Source organism: Sphingobium trunci (assembly GCF_022664535.1).
Taxonomy (GTDB): Bacteria; Pseudomonadota; Alphaproteobacteria; order Sphingomonadales; family Sphingomonadaceae; genus Sphingobium.
Map to the genome: position 1 here is coordinate 114,884 of NZ_JAKUJY010000001.1, position 23,952 is coordinate 138,835.

Annotated in this window: 19 protein-coding genes; 9 read left to right on the plus strand and 10 right to left on the minus strand. The window is 63.5% G+C overall.

Translation table 11 applies throughout. The annotated features are described in order from the left end of the window. Positions 1-52 precede the first annotated feature (52 nt). Together MJ601_RS00520 and MJ601_RS00525 are read left to right on the plus strand one after the other, a co-directional pair. Entirely contained in the window at positions 53-1,045 is a 993-nt protein-coding gene (locus MJ601_RS00520) for a ligase-associated DNA damage response exonuclease (RefSeq protein ID WP_242122631.1), read from the plus strand. Then, the gene (locus tag MJ601_RS00525) at positions 1,045-2,625 is read left to right on the plus strand and encodes a cisplatin damage response ATP-dependent DNA ligase (RefSeq protein WP_242122632.1); all 1,581 of its coding nucleotides are present in this window, start codon (positions 1,045-1,047) and stop codon (positions 2,623-2,625) included. Before MJ601_RS00520 ends, MJ601_RS00525 begins: the two co-directional genes overlap by 1 nt. Here the strand turns inward: MJ601_RS00525 and MJ601_RS00530 are convergent. Next, positions 2,620-3,405 (minus strand): hypothetical protein, encoded by a 786-nt coding sequence (locus MJ601_RS00530; protein ID WP_242122633.1) that lies wholly within the window; start codon positions 3,403-3,405, stop codon positions 2,620-2,622. The two genes, MJ601_RS00525 and MJ601_RS00530, sit on opposite strands and share 6 nt — an antisense overlap. Positions 3,406-3,817: 412 nt before the next feature. Between MJ601_RS00530 and MJ601_RS00535 the strand changes: the two genes are divergently transcribed. The 3 genes from MJ601_RS00535 (at position 3,818) to MJ601_RS00545 (ending at position 7,623) form a co-directional block, all read left to right on the plus strand. Continuing rightward, positions 3,818-5,023 carry a saccharopine dehydrogenase family protein gene (locus MJ601_RS00535; protein WP_242122913.1) on the plus strand — a complete coding sequence of 402 codons (1,206 nt, stop codon included), beginning with the start codon at positions 3,818-3,820 and terminating at the stop codon, positions 5,021-5,023. A 72-nt stretch (positions 5,024-5,095) separates the two neighbouring features. Then, positions 5,096-6,268: a carboxynorspermidine decarboxylase gene (locus MJ601_RS00540; protein ID WP_242122634.1), complete on the plus strand. Its 1,173-nt coding sequence runs from the start codon at positions 5,096-5,098 to the stop codon at positions 6,266-6,268. Between the two features lie 149 nt (positions 6,269-6,417). Beyond that, positions 6,418-7,623, plus strand: coding sequence for a type III PLP-dependent enzyme (locus MJ601_RS00545; protein ID WP_242122635.1), 1,206 nt, complete (start codon positions 6,418-6,420; stop codon positions 7,621-7,623). 74 nt (positions 7,624-7,697) lie between these two features. Here MJ601_RS00545 and MJ601_RS00550 read toward each other — a convergent pair whose 3' ends face one another. Genes MJ601_RS00550 through MJ601_RS00580 form a run of 7 tightly spaced genes read right to left on the minus strand, consistent with a single transcriptional unit; the run spans position 7,698 to position 15,525 of the window. After that, a complete protein-coding gene (locus tag MJ601_RS00550) occupies positions 7,698-8,903 on the minus strand; it encodes a class I SAM-dependent RNA methyltransferase (RefSeq protein WP_242122636.1) in 1,206 nt (401 codons plus the stop codon). Further along, positions 8,900-10,294: an NAD(P)H-hydrate dehydratase gene (locus MJ601_RS00555; protein WP_242122914.1), complete on the minus strand. Its 1,395-nt coding sequence runs from the start codon at positions 10,292-10,294 to the stop codon at positions 8,900-8,902. Before MJ601_RS00555 ends, MJ601_RS00550 begins: the two co-directional genes overlap by 4 nt. Beyond that, entirely contained in the window at positions 10,294-10,641 is a 348-nt protein-coding gene (locus MJ601_RS00560) for a hypothetical protein (RefSeq protein ID WP_491572868.1), read from the minus strand. The genes MJ601_RS00555 and MJ601_RS00560 overlap by 1 nt, the downstream gene beginning before the upstream one ends. Then, complete coding sequence (locus tag MJ601_RS00565) at positions 10,638-11,354, minus strand: N-formylglutamate amidohydrolase (protein ID WP_242122637.1); 717 nt, start codon at positions 11,352-11,354, stop codon at positions 10,638-10,640. The genes MJ601_RS00560 and MJ601_RS00565 overlap by 4 nt, the downstream gene beginning before the upstream one ends. Continuing rightward, the gene (locus tag MJ601_RS00570) at positions 11,351-12,244 is read right to left on the minus strand and encodes a 4-(cytidine 5'-diphospho)-2-C-methyl-D-erythritol kinase (RefSeq protein WP_242122638.1); all 894 of its coding nucleotides are present in this window, start codon (positions 12,242-12,244) and stop codon (positions 11,351-11,353) included. Before MJ601_RS00570 ends, MJ601_RS00565 begins: the two co-directional genes overlap by 4 nt. After that, positions 12,231-13,853 carry a tetratricopeptide repeat protein gene (locus MJ601_RS00575; protein WP_242122916.1) on the minus strand — a complete coding sequence of 541 codons (1,623 nt, stop codon included), beginning with the start codon at positions 13,851-13,853 and terminating at the stop codon, positions 12,231-12,233. The genes MJ601_RS00570 and MJ601_RS00575 overlap by 14 nt, the downstream gene beginning before the upstream one ends. Positions 13,854-13,872: 19 nt before the next feature. After that, positions 13,873-15,525 carry an electron transfer flavoprotein-ubiquinone oxidoreductase gene (locus tag MJ601_RS00580; protein WP_242122639.1) on the minus strand — a complete coding sequence of 551 codons (1,653 nt, stop codon included), beginning with the start codon at positions 15,523-15,525 and terminating at the stop codon, positions 13,873-13,875. 128 nt (positions 15,526-15,653) lie between these two features. On the opposite strand from MJ601_RS00580, the gene MJ601_RS00585 reads away from it, so the two are divergent. Genes MJ601_RS00585 through moaB form a run of 3 tightly spaced genes read left to right on the plus strand, consistent with a single transcriptional unit; the run spans position 15,654 to position 18,687 of the window. Continuing rightward, positions 15,654-16,373 carry a uracil-DNA glycosylase family protein gene (locus MJ601_RS00585; protein WP_242122640.1) on the plus strand — a complete coding sequence of 240 codons (720 nt, stop codon included), beginning with the start codon at positions 15,654-15,656 and terminating at the stop codon, positions 16,371-16,373. Next, positions 16,370-18,160 (plus strand): lytic transglycosylase domain-containing protein, encoded by a 1,791-nt coding sequence (locus MJ601_RS00590; RefSeq protein ID WP_242122641.1) that lies wholly within the window; start codon positions 16,370-16,372, stop codon positions 18,158-18,160. Before MJ601_RS00585 ends, MJ601_RS00590 begins: the two co-directional genes overlap by 4 nt. Next, a complete protein-coding gene (gene moaB / locus MJ601_RS00595) occupies positions 18,160-18,687 on the plus strand; it encodes a molybdenum cofactor biosynthesis protein B (protein WP_242122642.1) in 528 nt (175 codons plus the stop codon). The genes MJ601_RS00590 and moaB overlap by 1 nt, the downstream gene beginning before the upstream one ends. 6 nt (positions 18,688-18,693) lie before the next feature. Here moaB and MJ601_RS00600 read toward each other — a convergent pair whose 3' ends face one another. Next, a complete protein-coding gene (locus tag MJ601_RS00600; RefSeq protein WP_242122643.1) occupies positions 18,694-19,203 on the minus strand; it encodes a YbjN domain-containing protein in 510 nt (169 codons plus the stop codon). An 81-nt stretch (positions 19,204-19,284) separates the two neighbouring features. On the opposite strand from MJ601_RS00600, the gene MJ601_RS00605 reads away from it, so the two are divergent. Next, complete coding sequence (locus tag MJ601_RS00605) at positions 19,285-20,352, plus strand: PA0069 family radical SAM protein (protein WP_242122917.1); 1,068 nt, start codon at positions 19,285-19,287, stop codon at positions 20,350-20,352. Here MJ601_RS00605 and dnaE read toward each other — a convergent pair. Continuing rightward, positions 20,349-23,885: a DNA polymerase III subunit alpha gene (gene dnaE, locus MJ601_RS00610; protein WP_242122644.1), complete on the minus strand. Its 3,537-nt coding sequence runs from the start codon at positions 23,883-23,885 to the stop codon at positions 20,349-20,351. The genes MJ601_RS00605 and dnaE overlap by 4 nt on opposite strands. Positions 23,886-23,952: the final 67 nt, after the last annotated feature.

The following is a 23,952-nucleotide window of genomic DNA, read 5'->3' on the forward strand; positions in this document are numbered from 1 at the left end:
TCCACCATGCTATGGAACCAACCCGCCCGATCCACCTTTTCCCGAGAGAGCCATGCCCCACTGGATCGAACCCCACCCGACCGGCATCTATGTCCGCCCTGCCGATGCGTGGATCGACCCTTCCGTCCCCCGGCAGCGCGCGCTCGTCACCCACGGCCATGCCGACCATGCGCGGGGCGGCCACGGCCATGTCTGGGCGACGCAGGAAACGCTCGCCATCATGGCCCTGCGCTACGGCACCGCGTCGGGCACGGCCGTCCCCTATGGCGAGGACATCCGCATGGGCGGCGTCACGATCCGCTACGTGCCCGCCGGCCATGTCCTGGGTTCCGCCCAGATCGTCCTGTCCCACGCCGGCGAGCGCGTCGTCGTCACCGGCGATTACAAGCGCCGCCCCGACCCGACCTGCAAGCCCTTCGAACCCGTCCCCTGCGACATCTTCGTCACCGAAGCGACCTTCGGCCTGCCCGTCTTCCGCCACCCCGGCACCGGCAGCGAGGTGGACCGCCTGCTCGCCGCCCTCCACGCCAACCCCGATCGCTGCGTGCTCGTCGGCGCCTATGCGCTCGGCAAGGCCCAACGCCTCATCATGGAACTGCGCGGCCGGGGCCATCACGACCCCATTCCCATCCACGGCGCGCTGGAAAGAATGTGCGCCCTCTACGCCGATTTCGGCGTGGAGCTGGGCAACCTTCCCCCCGCGACCGGCCTTTCGCCCAGGGACATGCGCGGCCGCATCGTCGTCGCACCCCCCTCCGCCCTCAACGACCGCTGGAGCCGCCGCCTGCCCGATCCGATCACCGCCATGGCCTCGGGCTGGATGCGCGTCCGCCAGCGGGCCCGCCAGCGCAATGTCGAACTGCCGCTGGTCATTTCCGACCATGCCGACTGGGACGAACTCACCGGCACCATCCGCGAAGTCGCGCCATCGGAAACATGGATCACCCACGGGCGGGAGGAAGCCCTGCTCCACTGGTGCATGACCCACCAGTTCCGCGCCCGCGCACTGGCCCTCGTCGGCCGTGAAGACGAGGATGAGGGCTGATGCGCGCCTTCTCCCAACTGCTCGACGGCCTCGTCTACACCCGCTCCCGCAACGGCAAGCTGGACCTCATCGCCCACTATATGGCGACCGCGCCCGACCCCGACCGGGGCTGGGCGCTGGCCGCGCTCACCGGCAATCTCGATCTCAAGGCGGTCAAGGCCTCCGCCATCGCCGAAATGGCGCGCAGCCGCACCGATCCGGTCCTGTTCGAAATGAGCCGCGACTATGTCGGCGACCTTGCCGAAACCGTGGCCCTGCTCTGGCCCAAACCCGAAGGCCAGCCGGAGGAACTGGACGACGGCTCCCTCACCCTCTCCGCCCTGGTCGACCGCCTCCACGCCACCAGCCGGGCCGCCGCCCCCACCGTCCTCGCGCAGATGATGGACCATCTCGACGCCTCCGGCCGCTTCGCCCTGCTGAAGCTCGCCACCGGGGGCCTGCGCGTCGGCATTTCCGCCCGCCTCGCCAAGACCGGCTTCGCCCAGGCCTTCAACCTCGACGTGGACGATGTGGAGGAATGCTGGCACGCGCTGACGCCCCCCTATGCCGCGCTTTTCGCCTGGGCCGAAGGCAGGGCCCCACGCCCCGATCCGGCGGGCACGCCCTTTTTCCGCCCCTTCATGCTCGCCCATCCGCTCGAGGCCGACAGCGTCGATCTCACCGACTATGCGGCGGAGTGGAAATGGGACGGCATCCGCATCCAGATCGTCGGCACGGGCGCCGAAACCCGCCTCTACAGCCGCGCGGGAGACGACATCACCGGCAGCTTCCCCGACATCGCGCAGGCCTTCGGCAGCCATGCCGTCCTCGATGGCGAACTGCTGGTCAGGGGCGAGTTCCAGGGCGGGGAAGCGGCCAGCTTCAACGCCCTCCAGCAGCGCCTCGGCCGCAAGGCGGTGAGCGCGAAGATGATGGAGGACTATCCCGCCTTCGTCCGCCTCTACGACATATTGATCGATGGGGAGGAAGACCTGCGCGCGCTCCCCTGGGCGCAACGCCGCGCCCGGCTCGAAGCCACCGTGCCGACGCTCGATCCCCACCGCTTCGACATTTCCGCCCTGATCGAAGCGCCCGATTTCGAGAGCCTGGCCGAACTGCGGGCGGGTGCCCGCGACGCCGCAATCGAGGGCGTGATGCTCAAGCGCCGCGACAGCCCCTATGTCGCCGGGCGCAAGGCCGCGCTCTGGTACAAATGGAAACGCGATCCGCTGACCGCCGACTGCGTGATGATGTATGCCCAGCGCGGCCATGGCAAACGCTCATCCTTCTATTCGGACTATACGTTCGGCTGCTGGACGGAGGAGGGCGAACTGCTGCCGGTGGGCAAGGCCTATAGCGGCTTCACCGACGAGGAACTGAAATGGCTCGACCGTTTCGTCCGCGGCAATACGGTCAACCGCTTCGGCCCGGTGCGCGAGGTCGAAAAGACCCTGGTGCTGGAGGTCGCGTTCGACAGCATCCACGAAAGCAAGCGGCACAAATCCGGCCTCGCCATGCGCTTCCCCCGCATCGCCCGCATCCGCAGGGACAAGCCCGCGCATGAGGCGGACCGGATCGCCGGCCTCAGGCGGCTGCTATGACCCGAAACCGGGCGGAAGGAAGGCTTGGATGGGCCGCCCGCTCCCGGCCGTGCCCTCCAGCACGGCATGGGTGATGCCGATCCCGAAGCTGCTGTAGGCGATGATATCGGCGGCAACCTGCGTCAGGACGATCGCTCCCACGCCCCAGAACCAGGCGGCATGGACATGGCCATGTCGCCGCTTGTCGGCGATCATGCCGATCGCCGGGAAAATCAGCGTGGCGAGGATCACGATCCGCCAGGCATTGGGGATGAACAGCGGCAAGGGCAGCAACCGTCCCAGCCCCGGCCCGGTCAGGATCGACATGGCCGTCATCATCAACCGGCGGTGCCAGCCCCTGTGGCGGCGGCGGCGCAGCGCCGTCATCACCATCGCGCCGAACAGCAGCAGCAGCATCGAATTGCTGAACAGAAACTCGTTCTGGTCGAAGAAGAAGGGCCCTCCCGACCGGCGCAGCGACGTCAGCATGATGACGAAGCCCATCAGCACCATCACCGGAACCCAGCCATAGGCCAGCAGGCCCAGCCTCCGGTGCAGGGCGACATGATTGTCCGCGATCAGCCAGTTCTGCGCCACATAAAGCGCCACCCAGCCGAAAAAGACGAAGGCGTGGATATGATAGACGACCGGCACGGCAAAGGTCGATCGCCCCATCGCAAGGTTGAGCGCGAAGCCCGCGACGATGACGATCGCCATCACCACCGCCATGATACGGAAAAAATTGCGCTCGGAATCCCGGAAGCCCCGTTCCCGCAGGGCTTCATCGCTGATTGTTGCCATCTCCATTCCCCCTGAGATCAAGGCCGGAAAAGCAATGTCCTCTTCATCGCCCCTCATGCCCACGACGCGATGCCCGCATAATATCCTGTCGGCATGACGATGAGAAGATGATGTCGCATCCAGTCAAATGGCCGTCGATATGTCGAATGATCTATGACCCGGAACACAGGACCGTCCGGAACATTCCATCCCGTCGATGGCTGGACTGTGGTTCATCCTGAACCTGCCGCGCAAAGGATCACGCATCAGTTCCGCGACATCTGCGCGCACCAGCCGCCGCGCGCACAATATTTTTTCGCGCAAAGGCACAGGGCAGGCAGCGCAGGTCTCAGTCTGACTTTGCGCTGTCATGCACAGTCCCTATATGGGCGCTTTCGCGCGGCAGGCGCGGCACAGCTATGGAGCAGTTGAATTGAGCAAGGTTCTGGTCATTGGCGCGGGCGGCGTGGGTTCTGTCGCGGTTCACAAGATGGCGATGAACAGTGACATTTTCAGCCATATCACGCTCGCCAGCCGCCGCATCGTCAGCTGCGAGAAGGTGGCCGAATCGGTCAAGGCCCGCACCGGCGTCACCATCGACGTGGCGCAGGTCGACGCCGACAATGTCGAGGAGACGATCGCCCTTATCGAGAAGGTGCAGCCCAAACTGGTCGTGAACCTCGCCCTGCCCTATCAGGATTTGGCGATCATGGACGCCTGCCTCGCGACCAGGGTCGATTATCTCGACACCGCCAATTACGAGCCGCGCGACACCGCGAAGTTCGAATATGGCTGGCAGTGGGCCTATCAGGAACGCTTCAGGGAAGCGGGCATCATGGCGCTGCTGGGTTCGGGCTTCGACCCCGGCGTCACCAGCGTCTTCGCCAGCTATATCAGGAAGCATCTGCTCGACCGGATCGACACGCTCGACATTCTCGACTGCAATGGCGGCGACCATGGCCAGCATTTCGCCACCAACTTCAACCCGGAAATCAACATCCGCGAAGTCACCGCCCCCTCGCGCCACTGGGAAGGCGGCAAGTGGGTGGAAGGGCCTGCGCTCAAGCACAAGCAGGTGTTCGACTTCGACCAGGTGGGCGAAAAGAACATGTACCTCATGTATCATGAGGAACTGGAATCGCTCGCCAAATTCTACCCGGAAATCAAGCGCATCCGTTTCTGGATGACGTTCGGCGACGCTTATTTGAAGCATCTCGAAGTGCTCCAGAATGTGGGCATGACCCGCATCGATCCGGTGATGTATAATGGCCAGGAGATCATCCCGCTCCAGTTCCTGAAGGCCGTCCTGCCCGAACCGTCGAGCCTGGGCTCCACCACCAGGGGCAAGACCAACATCGGCGACATCGCGACCGGCCAGAAGGACGGCCGGCAGAAGACCGTCTATGTCTATAATGTCTGCGACCATGAGGACGCCTATGCCGAGACCGGCAACCAGGCGGTCAGCTACACCACCGGCGTGCCCGCGATGATCGGCGCGGCGCTGATGCTGAACGGCGCGTGGAGGGGAGAAGGCGTGTTCAACATCGAACAGTTCGATCCCGATCCCTTCATGGACATGCTGAACCGGCACGGCCTGCCCTGGCAGGTGAAGGAACTGGACGCACCGCTGGATTTCTGACGATCCTCTGAGAGATCGTCGCCCCGGCCCCGAGCCGGGGTGACGGTGGGGGTGTCTGGAGTGGAACGACCCATGGAAACCAAAGCCGGCGATCCCGCCGCCTTCGCGCATTTCGACCTTCATCGCGTCCCCTCGCCCGCCTTCGTGGTGGACGAGGCCGCGATCCGCCGCAACCTCGCCATCCTGGCCGATGTACGCGACCGTGCAGGCATCAAGGTGCTGGGCGCGCTCAAGGCCTTCTCCATGTGGTCGCTCGGGCCCGTCGTCGCCGAATATCTCGACGGCGTCTGCGCGTCGGGCATCTACGAAGCCCGCCTGGCCCGCGAGGAATATGGCGGCGAGGTCGCGACCTACTGCGCCGCCTACAAGCCTGACGACCTCGCCGAGATTCTCAAAATCTCCGACCATGTCATCTTCAACAGCCCCGGCCAGATCGCGCGCATGAAGCCGGTCGTCGAGGCCGCCCGCGCCGCCGGCCGCGTCTTCGACATCGGCCTGCGCATAAACCCCCTCCATGCGGAGGGAGAGGTCGCCAAATACGACCCCTGCCAGCCCCACAGCCGCCTCGGCTTCCCGATCGACCAGTTGAAGGCGGACCATCTGGACGGGGTCGACGGGCTCCACATGCACAGCCTTTGCGAACAGGATTTCCTGCCGCTCGAACGCACCTGGGCCGCCATAGAATCGCGCATAATGCCGCACGTTAAATCATTGAAATGGCTGAATTTTGGCGGCGGGCACCACATCACCCGCGCCGATTACCAACGCGATTCGGTAGTGGCGTTCCTTCGCGGACTCAAAGGCCGGACCGGACTCGAACTCTATATCGAACCCGGCGAAGCCATGGCCCTCGACGCCGGCATCCTGATCGGCGAAATCCTCGACGTCATCGACAATGGCATGCCGGTCGCCATCACCGACATTTCCGCCACCTGCCACATGCCCGACGTCATCGAGGCGCCCTACCGCCCAGCCATGCTGCATGAGGAAAGTGAAGGCCAGCCCACCCGACTCGGCGGCCCATCCTGCCTCGCCGGAGACATTATCGGCGACTATCGAATCCCCGGCGGCGCGATTCCCGGACGGCGGATCGCCTTCCTCGATCAGGCTCATTATTCGATGGTAAAGACCAATACATTCAACGGCGTGCCGCTTCCTGCCATCTGGCTGTGGAATTCGGAAACCGACGAACTCAAGCAAATCCGGGAGTTTTCCTACGAGGATTTCAAGTCCCGTCTTTCCTGACGCACATTTCGTAGCTGGCTGCGCAACAAAATTTACACACGCGCTTTACAGGGGGGGATGGCGGGCATATATCGGCCCTCCGCTGCCCCATGGGACTTCCACCGCAAGGCAGCTTTTATGCCAACGAACTACACTGGAGGTCCCTTGAGTTGCACAAGCATCATAGCGCGCTGGGGGTAGCGACCACCCTCACACCGGCAGCACCGGTAACGCTGATTCGTCCCCAGGCTGCGGCCCGGGCCGCCCGATTCTTCTCGGAGAAGTTTCCGGGGCGTTCGCTCTATGCGGTCAAGGCGAATCCGTCTCCCGATCTGATCCGCACCCTGTTCGCGGCTGGCATCACGCATTTCGACGTGGCTTCCATCGCCGAAGTGCGTCTGGTGGCTGAGACCCTCGCCAATGCTCAAGGCGATCAGGCGAAGCTCTGCTTCATGCACCCGGTCAAGGCCGAGGAAGCGATCGCGGAGGCCTACCATCGCCATGGCGTGCGCACCTTCTCGCTCGACACGATGTGCGAACTGGAAAAGATCGTGCGTGCGACCAATGGTGCGACCGACCTGGAATTGTGTGTGCGCCTGCGCGTCTCGTCCGAACATTCGGAACTCAGCCTCGCGTCCAAGTTCGGTGCCGAGCTGGGCGAAACCCGCGAACTGCTGATGGCCACCCGTCAGGCCGCCGATGCTCTGGGCATCTGCTTCCACGTCGGCAGCCAGGCCATGTCGCCCCAGGCTTATAGCGACGCGATCGAGCGCGTCCGCGCCGCCATCGTGGATGCGGCCGTCACTGTCGACATCATCGATGTCGGCGGCGGCTTCCCGTCGGTCTATCCGGGTATGGAACCTCCCGCGCTGGAGGCCTATTTCGACGCGATCCACCGCGGCTTCGAAAGCCTGCCGGTCAGCTATTCGTCTGAACTGTGGTGCGAACCCGGCCGCGCGCTTTCGGCGGAATATAGCTCGGTTGTCGTGCGCGTCGAACGCCGCCGCGGCACCGAACTCTATATCAACGACGGCGCCTATGGCGCTCTGTTCGATGCGGCGCATATCGGCTGGCGCTTTCCCGTGGCCCTGCTGCGCGAGGAAGAAAGCGAAGCGGAACTGACCGGCTTTTCCTTCTACGGCCCCACCTGCGACGATATGGACCATATGGTCGGCCCGTTCATGCTTCCTGAGGATGTGCAGGCGGGCGACTATATCGAAATCGGCATGCTCGGCGCCTATGGTGCGGCGATGCGGACCGGTTTCAACGGCTTCACGTCGGAAACGGTGGTGGAGGTCGAGGATGAGCCGATGGCCAGCCTCTATGCCGAGCCGGTTCCGGCACGCCGTCTCGCAACTGTCATCAAGCTGGGGTAGAGGCCAGGGCCTCCCCTAGGGAGAGGATGCAAGGTCCCTCGCCGCACTCCCCCTGCGGCGAGGGGCTGATCCTTTCAGCGCCGGAAAATGCCGGTCATTTCCACATGAGTTGACCAACGGAACTGCCCCACCGGCCGCACGCTTTCCAGGCGATAGCCGCCGCCGATCAGATGCACCGCGTCCCGCGCAAAGCTTGCGGGATTGCAGGAGACATAAGCGATCACCGGCACGGTCGAAGCCGCCAACTGCATCACCTGCTCCTTCGCGCCCGCCCGGGGGGGATCGATGACGATGCCTGCAAATCGATTCAATTCATCGGGTGTCAACGGCCGCCGGAAAAGATCCCGATGGTCCGCCACCATCCGCCGCTGGGCGCGATTGGCCGCCGACTTCAGGGACAGCACCAGATCGCGGGCCGCTTCCGCCGCATAGACCGGCCGCTGTCCGCCGATAGCCAGCGCAAAAGTCCCCAGACCGCAGAACAGGTCGGCGACGGCCCCCTGATGCGGCATGGCCCTCGATACCTCATTCACCAGAGCGGCTTCGCCATCCGGCGTCGCCTGAAGGAAGGAGAAGGGCGGGAAAGCCACCGGCACGCCGTCGAAACTCACGGTCACAGGCTCAGGCTCCCATCGGGTCTGCGGCCCGTCGCCTTCATCGATCGTCAATCGGGCGAGCCGGTGATCCTGCGCGAAACCCAGCATGGCCTCGTCCGCTGCGAGACCGTCGACACTGACCCCTTCCAGCAGCAGATCGATACCCTGATCGGTGAGCGACATACGGATATGGGCGGCCCGGCGATCAGGCAGGATGGCAGTACAAAGCGTCCTGAGCGGCGCCAGCAACGCAAAGAGACGCAGATCGAGCACCTCGCACATGCTGAGGTCCACCAACGCATGGCTCCCCGCTTCCGCAAAACCGATGACGACCTTCCGCCCCTGCCGGCTGGCCCTGAGCGACGCCCGGCGCCGGCTGCGCGGGGGGGAGATATGCGGCGGCAGGCTCCGGTCCGGCACTATGCCTTGCCCTGCCAGCGCGCCTGTTACACGCGCCGCCACGAAATCGGCGTAACTCGCATCATCGACATGTTGCAATTCGCATCCGCCGCAGGTCGGAAAATGGCGGCAGGGCGCATCCACATGATGCGGCCCCCGCAATATCGCTCCATCGGCTGCGATTCGATCCCCCGGCGCGGTCAACGGAAAATGGCGGCCTTGGGCGCTCACGCCATCGCCCTTGGCGGCGATGCGGACGATGATGTCGGTATCGGTGTCAGTCACAGGCGCGAGGCGATAGCGGCTGGCAGCTCCACAAGCAAATCATCCGCCACGAAAGCCGCCCCGGCTCGCCGCGCAGCTTCTCCATGCAGCCAAAGCGCCTCGCAAGCGGCGCGAAATCCATCCCCGGTCACGGCGAGCCTACCCGCTACCAGCCCCGCCAGCACATCGCCGGTGCCTGCCGTGGAAAGCCAGCTGCTGCTCCCGGGCGAAACAGCGACGCGTCCATCCGGCGCCGCGATGACACTGTCATGACCCTTATACAGGACGATCGCCCCCGCACGTCTTGCGGCGGCGAGCGCCCGATCGATCTTGCTGCCCGGCAAATCGCCGAACAAGCGGACGAACTCGCCCTCATGCGGCGTGATGATGGCTCCCGAAGGGATGGCGGCCAGCCTCTTGTCCGCCAGAATGACCAACGCATCGGCGTCCAGCACCAGCGGATGCCGGTGCGCCATGACGGCCTCCAGCCGATCCAGGGCATAATGATCCCGGCCCAGTCCTGGGCCAACCAGAACCGCGCCGATCCGGGGATCGTTCAACGCCTTGCTTATGTGAGGCGACGTCGCTGCAGCTTGTGTGACGATCGCATCCGGTCCGCCAATCCCCCCGTCCTGTGCCAGCCGACGGATCATGCCCGCACCCGACCGCGCTGCGGCATGGCTGGCCAATATGCTCGCCCCCGCCATTTCCCCGCCCACCACGGCGACCAGCCCACGCTTATATTTGTGGGAGGACGGCCCCGGCTCCGACAGATGCGGCGGCGCAAGCCGTTGGGCGGCCGACGGCGAAGCATCAATGCCGATATCGACGCAGATCAGCCGCTGCCACCGCGCCGCAGCCGGTTGCAGCAGATGTGCGGGCTTGAACGCGCCCAATGCGATGCAGATGCCAAAAGACGGTGTCGCAGAAAGCAAGGCGCCACTGTCCGTATCGACACCGCTGGGCAGGTCGAGCGCATAGCTCAAGCTCGCATGCTCCACCAGGGTGGAGAGCTTTTCGGCCAGCTTCCCATCCAGCCCCCGTGACAATCCCGTACCAAAAAGGGCATCCACGACTTGTACGGCCGGTACGGCGTTCATCACATCTTCCACGGGTCCCGCCCACGCCTCGCGAGCCTTGAGACTGGAAGATGTCCGGCTTTCGCCCAGGGCTGCGATCCGAACCGCTACGCCTCGCGCGCGCAATATCCGCCCTATGACGAACCCGTCGCCGCCATTGTTGCCGGGGCCGCAAAGGATGAGCAGGTCACGCCTGCCGCCCGCTCGCCAGATGATTTCCGCCGCCGCCGCGCCTGCGCGTTCCATCAGTTCATATTCCGGAACGCCGGACGCGAAGACAGCCTGTTCGGCCGCCCGCATTTGCGCTCCGGTCAGGATCACGTTGCTGCTCATCATCTCGCTCCCTGGCTCAATAAGGCCGGCAGGCGATAACGGTCCTCTCCTATCCTTATCTCTATCCTGCCCTTGCCGACGATCGAGATGCTGGCATCCTCGGCCCCATCGGCAGGCACGACGCCGCGCCCGTCGGCGACGATCCGGAACCGCCGGAAGCCTCCATCAGCATGACGCAGCGTCAAGAGGTCACCCTGCCGCTCGATCGGACAGCTTGCGGCCCAGTCGCCATGCGGACCGATGGCGCATTCGATCCTTGTCCGGGCATTTTCCTCGCGCGGTCCGCAACCCATCAACGCGATGCAACAGCATAGCATGCCGATCAGCGGCACCCTATCGTTCATCATGCCAGCCTGTTGCGGCATTGCAGCACGATGGGCGCCAACATATCCGCAAAGCGTTTCTGCCCCGCCGCGCCGCCAACCAGATCCTGCCGCATCTCGATGCCCAGATAGGGAATGCCATTGCCTTCCGCGTGCCGGTTCATCGTGGCGTTCAGGACCTTGCCCGAATAGGGAAGCTGGTCCCCGACCGTCAGCCCGGCGGTCTCCAGCAGCGGTATCGCGATGCGGGCCGCCCGGTCATCCTCATTATAGAGAATGCCGATGTCCCAGGGGCGTTGCTGACCAGGGTCGCTGGCGAGCCGCGGCGTAAAACTGTGGACCGACAGGATGAAGGGTGACCCCATGCGGTCCAGCAGCGCGCCGATATGATGATGATAGGGATGATGAAAACGGATCATCCTTTCAGTCAGATCGGCATGGCGATTGCCGGGAACGGCGTGCCCGTCGCTCATCACCGGCAGCAACCCCGGTGCGTCCTCCTCACGATTGAGGTCGATCACGAGCCGGGAAACGCCGCCCATGACGGCTTTGCAACCCAATTGATCCGCCAACAGGCGGCTCACCTGCGCCACACCGATATCGACGGCGATATGATTGTCGAGCAGAGCCGGGTCTATCCCCAGATCGATATCGTCCGGGACATGGGAGGAGGCATGATCGGCGATGATCAATATCTCCAGATCACCGCCATCGACCTCGGAAAATGCCTCATTCATGCCGCTCTTATCCTCGTTTCCGCAATCCACCAGGCGGGATGGCCGTTGCGAATCATCTCCGCGGCGCTCGCCCTGGCGCTTTCCGTTGCGAACAAGCCGAAGCAGGTGGCGCCCGACCCGGACATCCGCGTCAGGCGAACGCCCGGACAAGCCTGCAACGCCTCCAGCACCTCGGCGATGACAGGTGCCTCCGCCACGGCCGCCGCTTCCAGATCGTTGCGGCCTTCAAGGACCAGTTGGTCCAGATCTCCTGCGGTCAAAGGACCGCGGTCGACCTGATCCCAGCCAGCGAAAATACGAGCCGTCGATATGCCCACTCCGGGATTGACGAGCAGCATCGGCATGCGCTCCAGTCCTCCGACCGTCAGCCGTTGCAGCAATTCGCCGCGCCCCAGCACCATCTGCGTCACGCTGGACAGGCAGGCCGGAACATCCGATCCAAGCGAAAGGGCGATGCCTTCCAGCACGTCCGGCTCTACCGGCACGTCCCACAGCCGCACCAGCAACCGCAAGGTCGCGGCAGCATCGGCCGATCCGCCACCGATACCCGATGCCACAGGCAAAAACTTGGTCAGCTGGAGCGCAGCGCCCCGTTCCTCCCCGATATATGCCTGCAGGACGCGGGCCGCCTTGAGGACGAGATTGTCAGGTCCAGCATCCAGCAAGGGGCCGAAGGGACCGTCGAGTTGCAGGTCAAGCATGCCATCCGGCCGAACCTGCCCGGTCAGCAGATCTCCATGTTCGGCGAACACGAACAGGCTTTCCAGTGCATGATAGCCGTCGTCTCGCCGGTGCCGGACATGCAGTGCCAGATTCACCTTGGCATAGGCAGTCTCGGCCAGTTCGCCAGTCCGGGTCAAAGGGTTCAGTTCCGCGTCACCGTGCGGCATATTCCGGTTTCATTCCCTCTCTTGCCTTGGCAGCCAGGCGCTCGGCCGCGTCGCCATCCGCAAAGACCGCCGCCGCGCGCCAGGCATAGCGCGCTTCATAACGACGCCCCGCCGCCCAAAGCGCATCGCCCAGATGCTCGTTGATGGTCACGTCGGCGGGCGCTCCGGCCGCAGCGCGTTCCAGCATCGGCACGGCAGCGTCAAGATCGCCCGTCACATATTGCGCCCAGCCCAGCGAATCTGTGATGGACGCGTCGTCCGGCTTCAAGGCGCTGGCCCGCTTCAGCAATTGCAGCGCGGCATCCATATTCTGCCGCCGTTCGATCTGCGCATAACCCAGATAGTTGAGCACTGTCGCTTCCTCCGGCGCCAGTTTCGCGGCGCGCTCCAGCACGGCATGCGCCTCGGTCCAACGCGCGCCCTGTTCCAATGCGCTGCCCTCGAACAGCAACAGCGCCCAGGGCACCGCATCGTCCGGATAATGCGCCTGCGCGGCGCGAAATGCAGCGGCAGCTGCCGGATAATCCTTTGCCTCGGCAAGCAATTGTCCGAGCCGGACATGACGCTCCGCCTCCGCATCGGGCGCCGCGGCCAGCTTGCGCGCCAGATCGATCGCCTCGGCCCGCTGACCCGATGCCGCCAGCGCTTCCACCAATTCTCCCTGCGCCAACGCCCCATACCAGCTTGAGGCGGGAACGCGGCGGGCTGCCTCGACGCCATAGGCGGCATAACCGGATCGGGTCAGCAGATCGGCAGCGACGATATCGCTTGCCGCACTGCCGGGATCGGCAAAACCGGCAATGCGGGCCAGTCTGATACCCAGCGATCCGGTGCTGCCGTCGGTCGAAATGTCAGCGGCCAGACGGGTCAAAAGGCGCGCGAAACCCTGAGCGGCGGTCAGCGGCCTGCCCTGAGCGAAGAGGGACTTGCCGCGCGCTATATCTGCGCGGGCCTGGGCGAAATTGGCCTGATCCTTCGGCAGGAGCGCCAAGGCATCGGCCTTCGCGTCGTGCGCCGCCAACTGCCCGGCCAGAAGCAACCGCAAATCCGTCATTTCACTCGCCCGCAGGGCGAGCGCGCGTTGAATGGCGGGCTGGGCGCTGTTCACATCGCCTTGCGCCAGCGCCTGCAACGCCTGATGCTCATCCAGATAACGCCTGGCGAGCGATACGAACCGGTCGGCCGGATCGATCTCGGCCGGTTCATACCGCCCTTCCCCCAGGGAAATCCAACTCCGGATGATGGGCGCAAGGAAGGCGAAATTGCCCTCCGTCACCATCCGGTCGACCGAAAGCCGGGCGGCGGTCCAATCCTTTCGCTTCAGCGCGTCGCAGATGATGAGCAAGGTACCGTCACGCGGAAGCTGCCCGTCCTTTTCCAGGACTTGCGCCGATTGCAGCGCCAGGGCCATGTCGCCGCTGATCAACGCCTGGAAATAGGAACGCCGCGCCACCTCCAGGCTGGCCGGATCCTCTCCCATGGCCCGGCGATAGCTGGTCAGGGCCAGGCCCGGAACGCCATCGCCGTCGGCCAGACGGCCCTTCATATAGGCATGCAACGCACCCGTCCTGTCCACCGATGCGCCCGCAGCGGCAGGCAGTATCAGCAGGGTCGCCAGGAACAGACGCTTACATATTGGGATAGTTCGGTCCTCCGCCGCCTTCGGGTACGACCCAGTTGATATTCTGGGTCGGGTCCTTGATGTCGCACGTCTTGCAATGGACGCAATTCTGCGCGTTGATCTGGAAACGGGGGTAGCCCTCTTCCTGCCCTACCACCTCATAGACGCCCGCCGGACAATAGCGCTGCGCCGGTTCGTCATAAAGGGGCAGATTGTAGGAAATCGGGATGGAAGGATCCTTGAGTTGAAGATGGACCGGCTGGTCCTCCTCATGATTGGTGTTGCTGAGGAACACAGAGGACAGACGGTCGAAGCTGATGATCCCATCGGGCTTGGGATAGTCGATCTTCTTCGAAACCTCCTTGCGCCACAATTTCTCGCAGTCGGGCTTGTGCTTCATGGTGAAGGGCAGGCCGATCTTGAGCGTGCGCATCCACATGTCGATGCCCGCCAGCAACGTGCCGATGGTGTTGCCGAACTTGGCCAGCAGCGGCTCGGCATTCTTGACCAGTTGCAGTTCGGTCGCGATCCAGCTCGACCGCAGCGCCGGCTCATAATCCTCCAGCACGTCGCTGGTGCGATCCGCCTGGATCGCCGCGAACGCCGCTTCCGCCGCCAGCATGCCTGACTTCATCGCCGTGTGCGTGCCCTTGATGCGCGGCACGTTGACGAAGCCCGCCGAACAGCCGATCAGCGCGCCGCCGGGGAAAGCGAGCTTCGGGATCGACTGCCAGCCGCCCTCGTTGATGGCGCGCGCGCCATAGGAGACGCGGCGTCCACCCTCCAGATATTTCCGGATTTCCGGATGCTGCTTCCAGCGCTGGAATTCCTCGAACGGGTAGAGATACGGGTTACGATAGCCCAGCCCCACCACGAAGCCCAAGGCCACCTGGCCATTGGCCTGATGATAGAGGAAGCCGCCGCCATAGGCGTCCGTCAGCGGCCAGCCCTGGCTATGGATGACAAGGCCGGGCTTGTGCTTGGCGGGATCGATGTCCCACAATTCCTTCATGCCGATGCCGTAGACCTGCGGCTCGCTGTCGGTATCGAGCGCGAACTGGCGCTTCAATATCTTGGTCAGGTGACCCCGCGCGCCCTCAGCGAAGAAGGTATAGCGCGCGTGCAGCTCCAGACCCGGTTGGTAATCGGGCTTGCGATTGCCCTCCCGGTCAATACCCATGTCCCCGGTGGCGACGCCCTTCACCGAGCCGTCCTCATTGTAGAGAATCTCGGCCGCCGCAAAGCCGGGGAAGATTTCGACGCCCAGCCCTTCGGCCTGCTCGGCCAGCCAGCGGCACAGATTGCCCAGCGATCCGGTATAGGTGCCCTTGTTGTGCATCCAGCCCGGCGTCATGATGTGCGGCATCGCGATCTTGCCGGTCTTCGTCAGGAACCAGTGCTGGTTGTCCGTCACCGGCACTTCCGCCATCGGGCATCCCATGTCGCGCCATTCAGGAAACAGCTCGTCCAGCGCCTTGGGATCGACCACCGCGCCGGACAGGATATGCGCCCCGATCTCCGAACCCTTCTCCAGCACGCAGACCGACAATTCCTGCCCGGAGGCGTCCGCCAACTGCTTCAACCGGATTGCCGATGACAAGCCCGCAGGACCGCCACCGACTATCACGATGTCATAGGGCATCGATTCCCGTTCGCTCATTAATCCCTCCAATGTGCAGACGCCGACGGTTTCCTCTCCCATCCGGTCGCCGCATGTCCCAAACGTTTTGCCACTGACGGCGATGAAGATTCTTGACCACGGCGTCAACCTCTGGCCCAAGAAGAATGATGCGGGGATTATTGCAGGAAAATTTCTCGGCGAGCGCTGACGCCTATCTCGCGTGGTGGACTCTGGCGGGTGTGGATACCGCCATCGCAGAGGCGCCCACCAATTGGCTGCGGCCCGTTCAGGCGCAGATCGGCAGCGCCGCTGGCGTCCCCCAGCCAACGCCCCAACCCCCGGCCCACCCCCAGTCATTCGATGCCTTTCGCATCTGGCTGGCAGAGGATCAAAACCAGCCGGAGCGCCGCTGGGCCGGACCCGCGATACTGCCGGAGGGGCCGATCCAGGCGCCTCTCATGATCGTCACCGATATGCCAGACCCCGCTGATATCGGTGCGGGCAGCCTCCTCGCCGATCGAGCCGGTCAGCTGTTCGAAGGCATGTTGCGCGCGATCGGCATGAAACGGCCGGACATCCATCTGGCATCGCTTTTCCTCTCCCGCCCGCCCGGCGGAATGGTCGAAGCATCCGATCTGCTCGCGGCCGCGAACCGGATGCGCAGGCATGTGATGCTCGCCGCGCCGCAGCGCCTCCTGTTGCTCGGCGACAGGACCATCCGTGCATTGATGCCGGCAGCGGAAGATAGTTCACAATTTTTCAACCATGATGGCGGCACTTTACCCGTATTCGCCACATTCCATCCGCGTTTGCTGCTAGGCCAACCCGCGGCAAAGGCAGAATGTTGGCGTGTGTTGCAAAGCCTGATCGAGGACATGAAAAAGTGATTCGCGCCGCAACCCGTTCTTCCCTCCTGGCCGTGGCCGCTTTCGCTGCATTCGCCGCCATGCCCGCAAGGGCGGATATGTTCGCTGCTGCTCCTGCCATGGCGAAGGACGTGCCTTCCTCTCCGATCAAGGTCGGAGACGCGGAAAAGGTCCGCTACACAGCTATTTTCTCCGCGCTGCGCGATCAGAAATGGGTTGATGCCAAGGCGATGATCCTGGCGCTCGACGGCCAGGATGCCGTTCGTCCGGTGGCGCTCGCTGAACTGTATCTCGGCAAAAATTCCCCCAAGGTCGAGCTTTTCGAACTGCTCGACCTGATCAACAAGGCGCCATGGCTGCCCAAGGCCGATCAGCTTTCCCGTCTCGCGCAGAAGCGGGGCGCGACGCTGTTGCCCGCGCTGCCGCAAGTGCAGAAGATGGTCTGGCTAGGGGGCGCTCCGCGCCGCGAATATGTGGCCGCGGTCAAGACGGATGCGCTGGCGCAGGCGCTGGTTGGCCAGATTCAACCCTTCATCAAAAATGACGACCCCGCTGGCGCGGAGACGCTGCTCGCCGCTGGGGAGGCGGGGCTGACCTCGGCGGGGTTGACCGAAGTGCGCCAGCGTGTCGCCTGGGCCTATTATATTGAAAGCGACGACGCCAATGCCCGGCGGATGGCCGCAAGGGCGCTGGAATCCGGCAGCGGTGGCGACTGGGCGGTTCAGGCCTATTGGACGACGGGTCTTGCAGCCTGGCGCCAGAATGACTGCCGTGCGGCGGCTCCGGCCTTCGGCAATGTCGCGGCGCTGGGCGGCAATGCCGACATGCGGGCAGCAGGCGCCTATTGGGCTGCTCGCGCCTATATGGTGTGCGGCCAGCCGGAAAAGGTCGAATCGCTGCTCAAAGCGGCTGCCCGCTCCGATGAAAGCTTCTATGGCCTGCTGGCCCGGCAGACCTTGGGCTTGCCCCTGGCCGGGGCGGCTGCCTCTGGCCGTTTCGGCGCGACGGAATGGCAGTTGCTGAAGGATAGCCCTAATGTCCGCGCGGCGATTGAATTGTCGGCGATTGGAGAGAATGGGCTGGCCGATCAGATTCTCCGCTATCAGGCGAAGATTGGCGGCGTCGGACAATATGACGCCCTTCTGCGCCTTGCCAGCGCGCTCAATATGCCGGAAACGCAGCTTTGGCTGGCGCATAACGGCCCCGCGGGACGACAGCCGGACAGCTTTGCCCGCTTCCCCGCGCCCGACTGGCGGCCGGATGGCGGATGGCGGGTCGATCCAGCGCTCATCTATGCGCACACATTGCAGGAGTCCGGTTTCCGCAAGGACGTCGTCAGCAGTGCCGGTGCGCGCGGGCTGATGCAGGTTCTGCCCGGCACCGGCAGTCTGATGGGACTGGCATCAGCCGATCAGCTCTTCGTGCCGTCGACCAATATGGAATATGGCCAGCGCTATCTGGAAACGCTGCGCGACATGAGCGCCACCGGCGGTCTGCTGCCCAAGGTCATGGCCGCCTATAATGCCGGACCCCTGCCCGTCGAGCGCTGGAACAGCGAGGTGAAGGACAATGGCGATCCGCTGCTGTTCATTGAATCGCTGCCTTATTATGAAACCCGCGCCTATGTGAACATCGTCATGCGCAATTACTGGATGTATCAGATCCAGGCGAAGGGCAGCGCGGAATCGCTCACCGGCATGGCGCAGGGCATGTGGCCGACCTTCCCCGGCGCGAAAGGTACGCGCCTTGTCCGGCTGACCCACAAGATGCCGCTGGCAAGCGCTAGTGTCGCGGGCGGCTCCGACTGATGCCGATCGACGAAAGCCGGTCTTTCCTGCCGGTTCGCATTGCCCTTCTGACCGTATCGGATAGCCGGACCCCGGCGGACGACCGGTCAGGCGATGTGCTGGCCGAGCGGATTTCGGCTGCCAGTCATATCCTGGCGGCCCGCCATATCGAACGGGACGAACGCTCCGCCATCGTCGCGCGCCTTCATGGCTGGATCGATGACCCCCAGATCGACTGCATCATCACGACAGGCGGTACGGGCGTAACCGGTCGCGATGTCACTCCGGAGGCTCTGGCGCTGGTTCAGGACAAGGAAATTCCCGGTTTCGGCGAACTGTTCCGGTGGCTGAGTTTCCAGAGCATCGGTACGTCCACCATCCAGTCGCGAGCCACCGCCTGCGTCGCACGCGGAACCTATATATTCGCGCTGCCCGGCTCCACCGGCGCGGTCAAGGATGCATGGGACGGCATACTCGTCAGTCAGTTGGACAGCCGCTTCCGCCCCTGCAATTTCGTGGAACTCATGCCCCGCCTGACGGAACGCTGAGGAGGGTCATTTCGCCGGCGCAGGATTATCCTTGAAGAATTTGGCCGCCTCTCCCAGCATGACCGCCCACCAATCGATCACATCGGCAAAATTCTTCTGATTGAGACCACCCACGGTCGTCACATCATAGGCCAATGCCAGCGAATGATCGTCCCAGACGGACATTTGCGCGAACCTTTTGTCCTTGTTCCATTTATTGGCCAATTCCGGCGTGTTGCCGCCGTCATCCTCGAAACTCAGCTGAAATTGCAGCGAGCCGCAATTCCTGGCCTGTTCGCATTCATAGAAGAAGATCGAGAAACTATAGCCGCTCGCCGCGCTTTCAATCATCGGATTCCCGGTCGTCTTGCTTTTGCTCAACGCCGCCTTGTAACCAGCCGCCTGCAATGCCTGAACCACCGATTGGGGGCTGCTTGCGCACACCAGGCCGTCGCCGCACGGTTCGTTATCGGCGGCCCATGACGGCCCAGCCAGCGTGCCGAACATCAAGCCAGCGATGATAGCGATCATCCTCATTCATTCCCCCCTTTTCAACAAGTTGACGGTGCAGCAGGACGAAAGACTTGTCAATATGTTCCTATTATGTTCTTATTGGCCATGGCCGTGGAAAAGGGCAGAGGTGCGACGCTGAACGGTGAAAGCCGCCGCTTCAACATGCCTGAACGCCATGCCGACGGCGACTGGCTGGATGCTCGATCGGAGATTGACGGCCTTCCTCCCCGAAGACGCACGGAGGTGACCGTGGAGCATCCACGCTCCATCATCAGCCGGAACAACTCCCCCGACATTGCCTTCAGCCAATCCATCAACGCCTATCGTGGCTGCGAACATGGCTGCATATACTGCTTTGCGCGGCCGACCCACGCCTATCACGACCTCTCTCCCGGCCTTGATTTCGAGACGCGCCTCTTTGCCAAGCCCAATGCCGCAGAACTGCTGCGGTCGGAACTCTCCAAAAAATCCTACAGCGTAGCTCCACTCGCAATGGGCACAAACACCGACCCTTATCAACCGATCGAAAAGGACTGGCGGATCACCAGGCAATGCCTCGAACTTCTGTGGGAATGCCGCCATCCGACCTACGTCACGACCAAATCCGACCGGATATTGAGGGACATCGACCTGCTCAAAGCCATGGCGCAGGAACAATTGCTATCCGTGATGATTTCGGTCACAAGCCTCGATCCGGCAGTCGCGCGAACGCTCGAACCTCGCGCCTCCCATCCTCTTCGCCGGCTCGAAGCGATCCGTCAGCTGTCGCAAGCCGGTGTTCCGGTCGTGGCCAGCATTTCCCCGGTCATCCCGGCGATCACCGATCATGAGATCGAAGCCATATTGGCCCGCGTCGCGGAGGCCGGGGCGCGTGAGGCAAGCTATATTCCCGTCCGCCTGCCTCATGAAGTCGCACCGTTGTTCCGCGACTGGCTCGACGCCCATTATCCGGATCGCGCCGCGAAGGTCATGGCCATCATTCAAGCCATCAGGGGCGGACGGGACAATGATTCCAATTTCGGCAGCCGCATGAGAGGACAGGGTGTTTGGGCCGACCTCATCCGGACAAGATTTCTCAAGGCCCGCAAACGGGTGGGATTAGGTGGCGAACGCCTGACGCTTCGCACCGACCTGTTCCGGCCGCCGCAGGGGCCTCAATTGCAGCTTCTCTAACTGGCGACCAGCCTCAGTCCCGACCGGCGATTTCGGGCTCGATAACCATCGGCCTTCGCTTCCATTCGTTCGAAGCTATGGATTTGCAGGCCTGCGATCAAGGCGATCGCGTCCACCTGATCCGCGCCGATCAGATATTCGTCGCCCAGAAAAAGCTTCGCCGCCTTGCCGTCCGCGACAGGCGCGCGAAGGAACACTTCGCTCCGACCGCCTTTCGCCCGCGCCAGAAGATCTGCCAGGGCGTCGACTGCCGCCGGTTCGCTGACGTCGACCACCAATTCCATGCGGGAGCTTCCCGCCAACTGCCGGAAAGGCTCCACGCCGCGAACGGTGACGCGCGGCGTTTCCTCCCCCGGCAACCGATCCAGTTCGACCATCAGCAGGGCACAATCGCCCTCCCGCGCCATATCCTCGATCGCCTTGCAGGCCTCCTCATCGAAACAACTCGCCTGAAACTGGCCGCTGCTGTCCGAGAAAGTGGCGGCGGCATAACGTGCACCCCGCTTGGTTTCGCGCCAGCGCACATCTTCCACCATGGCGGCCATCACGCCGACGGCCCGGCCTCCCTCTGCCACGGGCTCGGCGCAGATCGCGCCATAGCTTTTCGCCCCTCGCGCCTCGGCCAGATGCCGGTAGCGATCGACGGGATGCGCCGAAAAATAGAAGCCGAACGCGTCCTTTTCCTGGGCCATGCGATCGGCCGTGGACCAGGTCTGGTGCGGCGGGATGCGGACGTCGGCATGGGGCGTCTCCACATCGCCGAACAAGCCCCCTTGCCCGCTTTCCCGCGCTTCCGCAGCGCTGGACGCAACGCTCAATATCGTCTCCGCCGCCGCATGAACGCCCGCACGGTCGGCATGGACCCCATCGAACGCACCCGCCGCCGCAAGGCTTTCCAACTGCCGCCGGTTCAGGAGGCGCGGCTCGATCCGGTCGGCGAAATCATCCAGCGACTTGAAGGCTCCCCCGGCATCGCGCTCGGCGACCAATTGCTCCATCGCCTTTTCGCCCACGCCTTTCAGGCCGCCCAGCGCATAGCGCACGGCATAGCCCAGTCGCGGATCATCCCCGTCATATTCCACGGCCTCGACCGAAAAATCTGCGAGACTGCGATTGATATCAGGTGGCAGGCAAGCAAGGCCCATGCGCCGCATATCGTCCACGAACACCGTCAGCTTGTCGGTCAGGTGGATATCGAAGGCCATGGACGCGGCATAAAATTCCGCCGGATAATGCGCCTTCAGCCATGCCGTATGATAAGCGAGCAGGGCATAGGCGGCCGCGTGCGACTTGTTGAAGCCGTAGCCCGCGAATTTGTCGATCAAGTCGAACAGCTCATTGGCCTTGCGTTCAGCGATGTCGCTCTTCGCGCAACCCTCGACGAAACGGGCGCGCTGGGCATCCATTTCCGCCTTGATCTTCTTGCCCATGGCGCGGCGCAGAAGGTCGGCATCGCCCAGCGAATAGCCAGCCAATATCTGCGCGGCCTGCATCACCTGTTCCTGATAGACGAAGATGCCGTAGGTCTCTTCGAGGATCGGTTTCAGCAGGATATGAGGATATTCAATCTCTTCCTGGCCATTCTTACGACGCCCGAACATCGGGATATTGTCCATCGGGCCAGGACGGTAGAGCGACACCAGCGCGATGATGTCGCCGAAATTGGTGGGACGCACGGCGGCCAGCGTCTTGCGCATGCCCTCCGATTCCAACTGGAACACCCCCACCGTGTCGCCACGCTGGAGCAGGTCGTAGACGGCCTGATCGTCCCAGGCGAGACTGTCGAGGTCGATCTTCACGCCCCGCCCAGCCAGCAACTGCACAGCCTTCTGCAGGACGGACAGGGTCTTGAGGCCCAGAAAGTCGAACTTCACCAGCCCCGCGCCCTCGACATATTTCATGTCGAACTGGGTCACCGGCATGTCGGAACGGGGGTCGCGGTAAAGCGGCACCAACTGTGACAGGGGCCGATCGCCGATCACCACGCCCGCCGCATGGGTGGAACTGTGGCGCGGGAACCCCTCCAGCTTCATCGCATAGTCGATCAGCCGCTTGACCTGTGCGTCATTGTCATATTCCGCCCTGAACTCGGCCACGCCGTTCAGCGAGCGTTCCAGCGTCCAGGGATCGGTGGGATGGTTGGGCACCAGCTTGGCAAGCCTGTCGACCTGGCCATAGCTCATCTGGAGCACGCGGCCGGTATCCTTCAGAACGGCGCGAGCCTTGAGCTTACCGAAGGTGATGATTTGCGCGACATGATCCGCGCCATATTTCTGCTGGACATAGCGGATCACCTCGCCACGCCGGGTTTCGCAAAAATCGATATCGAAGTCCGGCATGGACACGCGTTCCGGGTTCAGGAAGCGTTCGAACAGCAGGCCGAGTTGCAGCGGATCGAGATCGGTGATGGTCAACGCCCAGGCCACCACCGACCCCGCGCCGGACCCACGGCCCGGTCCCACCGGAATATCCTGCTCCTTCGCCCATTTGATGAAGTCGGCAACGATCAGGAAGTAACCGGGAAAGCCCATCTGGATGATGATGTCCGTCTCGAACTTCAACCGGTCAAAATAGGGCTTGCGCGCCTCCTCGCCGATGATTCCCGCCTTGGCAAGCCGCGCCTCCAGCCCTTCCGCCGCCTGCTCGCGCAGCATCCTGGCCTCTCCCTCGATGTCACCGGCAAGGCTGGGCAGGATGGGCTTGCGCTTGGGCGCCGCGACGGCGCAGCGCTGCGCCACCACCAGCGTGTTCGCCAGCGCTTCGGGCAGGTCTTCGAACAGACGCTTCATTTCCGCCGCCGGTTTCATCCAGGCGTCGGGCGAGCTGGTGCGGCGGTCGGGCGTCTCGACATAGGCGCTGTCGGCGATGCAAAGCATCACATCGTGCGCTTCGTGAAAATGCGGTTCAGCAAAGCAGGTCGGGTTGGTCGCGACCAGTGGCAAATTGCGCGCATAGGCCAGGTCCAGAAGTTCAGGTTCCGCCTTGCCTTCAATCGGATCGAGGCGGCGGCATATCTCGATATAGAGCCGCCCGGGAAACAGCGCCTCCAACCGCCCGGCATAGGCATGGGCGGCGTCGGGCTGATCTTCGGAAAACAGCCGCGCCAACGCCCCTTCGCCACCCGCCGTCAGAGCGATCAGCCCGTCGGTGCGACCATGCATCGCTTCCAGGCTGACATGCGGCACTTCTTCGACCGGGCGATCCAGGTGCGCCATGGAAACCAGCGCACACAGATTGTCATAGCCCGTCGCATCCTGCGCATAGAGGGCGATCCAGTCATGCACCGGCACCGCTCCGGCCGGACGTCCTGGACGCAGCACACCGATCATCGCGCCTATGACCGGCTGAACGCCCTCACCCTTGCAGGCATCGGAAAAGGCCATCGAGCCGTAAAGGCCGTTGCGATCGGTGATGGCCGCCGCTGGAAAGCCCAGCGCCTTGGCCTGTTTCGCGATTTTCTTGGGATCAATCGCTCCTTCCAGCATAGTGAAAGACGAAAAGACGCGAAGGGGAACGAAACCGGCATGGGGCATAGAGCCAATCTAGGCATCCTCCCCGATTCGGTGCCAGCCCCGGACAAGAGAAAATCGTGGGTAACTT

What these genes read in the sequence shown, in the direction of transcription:
- MJ601_RS00540 (WP_242122634.1), top strand. Translation starts at nt 5,096, where the DNA reads ATGGAAACCAAAGCCGGCGATCCCGCCGCCTTCGCGCATTTCGACCTT.
- MJ601_RS00585 (WP_242122640.1), top strand. Translation starts at nt 15,654, where the DNA reads ATGCGGGGATTATTGCAGGAAAATTTCTCGGCGAGCGCTGACGCCTAT.
- MJ601_RS00565 (WP_242122637.1), bottom strand. Translation starts at nt 11,354, where the DNA reads ATGAATGAGGCATTTTCCGAGGTCGATGGCGGTGATCTGGAGATATTG.
- moaB (WP_242122642.1), top strand. Translation starts at nt 18,160, where the DNA reads ATGCCGATCGACGAAAGCCGGTCTTTCCTGCCGGTTCGCATTGCCCTT.
- MJ601_RS00570 (WP_242122638.1), bottom strand. Translation starts at nt 12,244, where the DNA reads ATGCCGCACGGTGACGCGGAACTGAACCCTTTGACCCGGACTGGCGAA.
- MJ601_RS00525 (WP_242122632.1), top strand. Translation starts at nt 1,045, where the DNA reads ATGCGCGCCTTCTCCCAACTGCTCGACGGCCTCGTCTACACCCGCTCC.
- MJ601_RS00600 (WP_242122643.1), bottom strand. Translation starts at nt 19,203, where the DNA reads ATGAGGATGATCGCTATCATCGCTGGCTTGATGTTCGGCACGCTGGCT.
- MJ601_RS00560 (WP_491572868.1), bottom strand. Translation starts at nt 10,641, where the DNA reads ATGATGAACGATAGGGTGCCGCTGATCGGCATGCTATGCTGTTGCATC.
- dnaE (WP_242122644.1), bottom strand. Translation starts at nt 23,885, where the DNA reads ATGCCCCATGCCGGTTTCGTTCCCCTTCGCGTCTTTTCGTCTTTCACT.
- MJ601_RS00555 (WP_242122914.1), bottom strand. Translation starts at nt 10,294, where the DNA reads ATGAGCAGCAACGTGATCCTGACCGGAGCGCAAATGCGGGCGGCCGAA.
- MJ601_RS00520 (WP_242122631.1), top strand. Translation starts at nt 53, where the DNA reads ATGCCCCACTGGATCGAACCCCACCCGACCGGCATCTATGTCCGCCCT.
- MJ601_RS00605 (WP_242122917.1), top strand. Translation starts at nt 19,285, where the DNA reads ATGGCCGTGGAAAAGGGCAGAGGTGCGACGCTGAACGGTGAAAGCCGC.
- MJ601_RS00580 (WP_242122639.1), bottom strand. Translation starts at nt 15,525, where the DNA reads ATGAGCGAACGGGAATCGATGCCCTATGACATCGTGATAGTCGGTGGC.
- MJ601_RS00530 (WP_242122633.1), bottom strand. Translation starts at nt 3,405, where the DNA reads ATGGCAACAATCAGCGATGAAGCCCTGCGGGAACGGGGCTTCCGGGAT.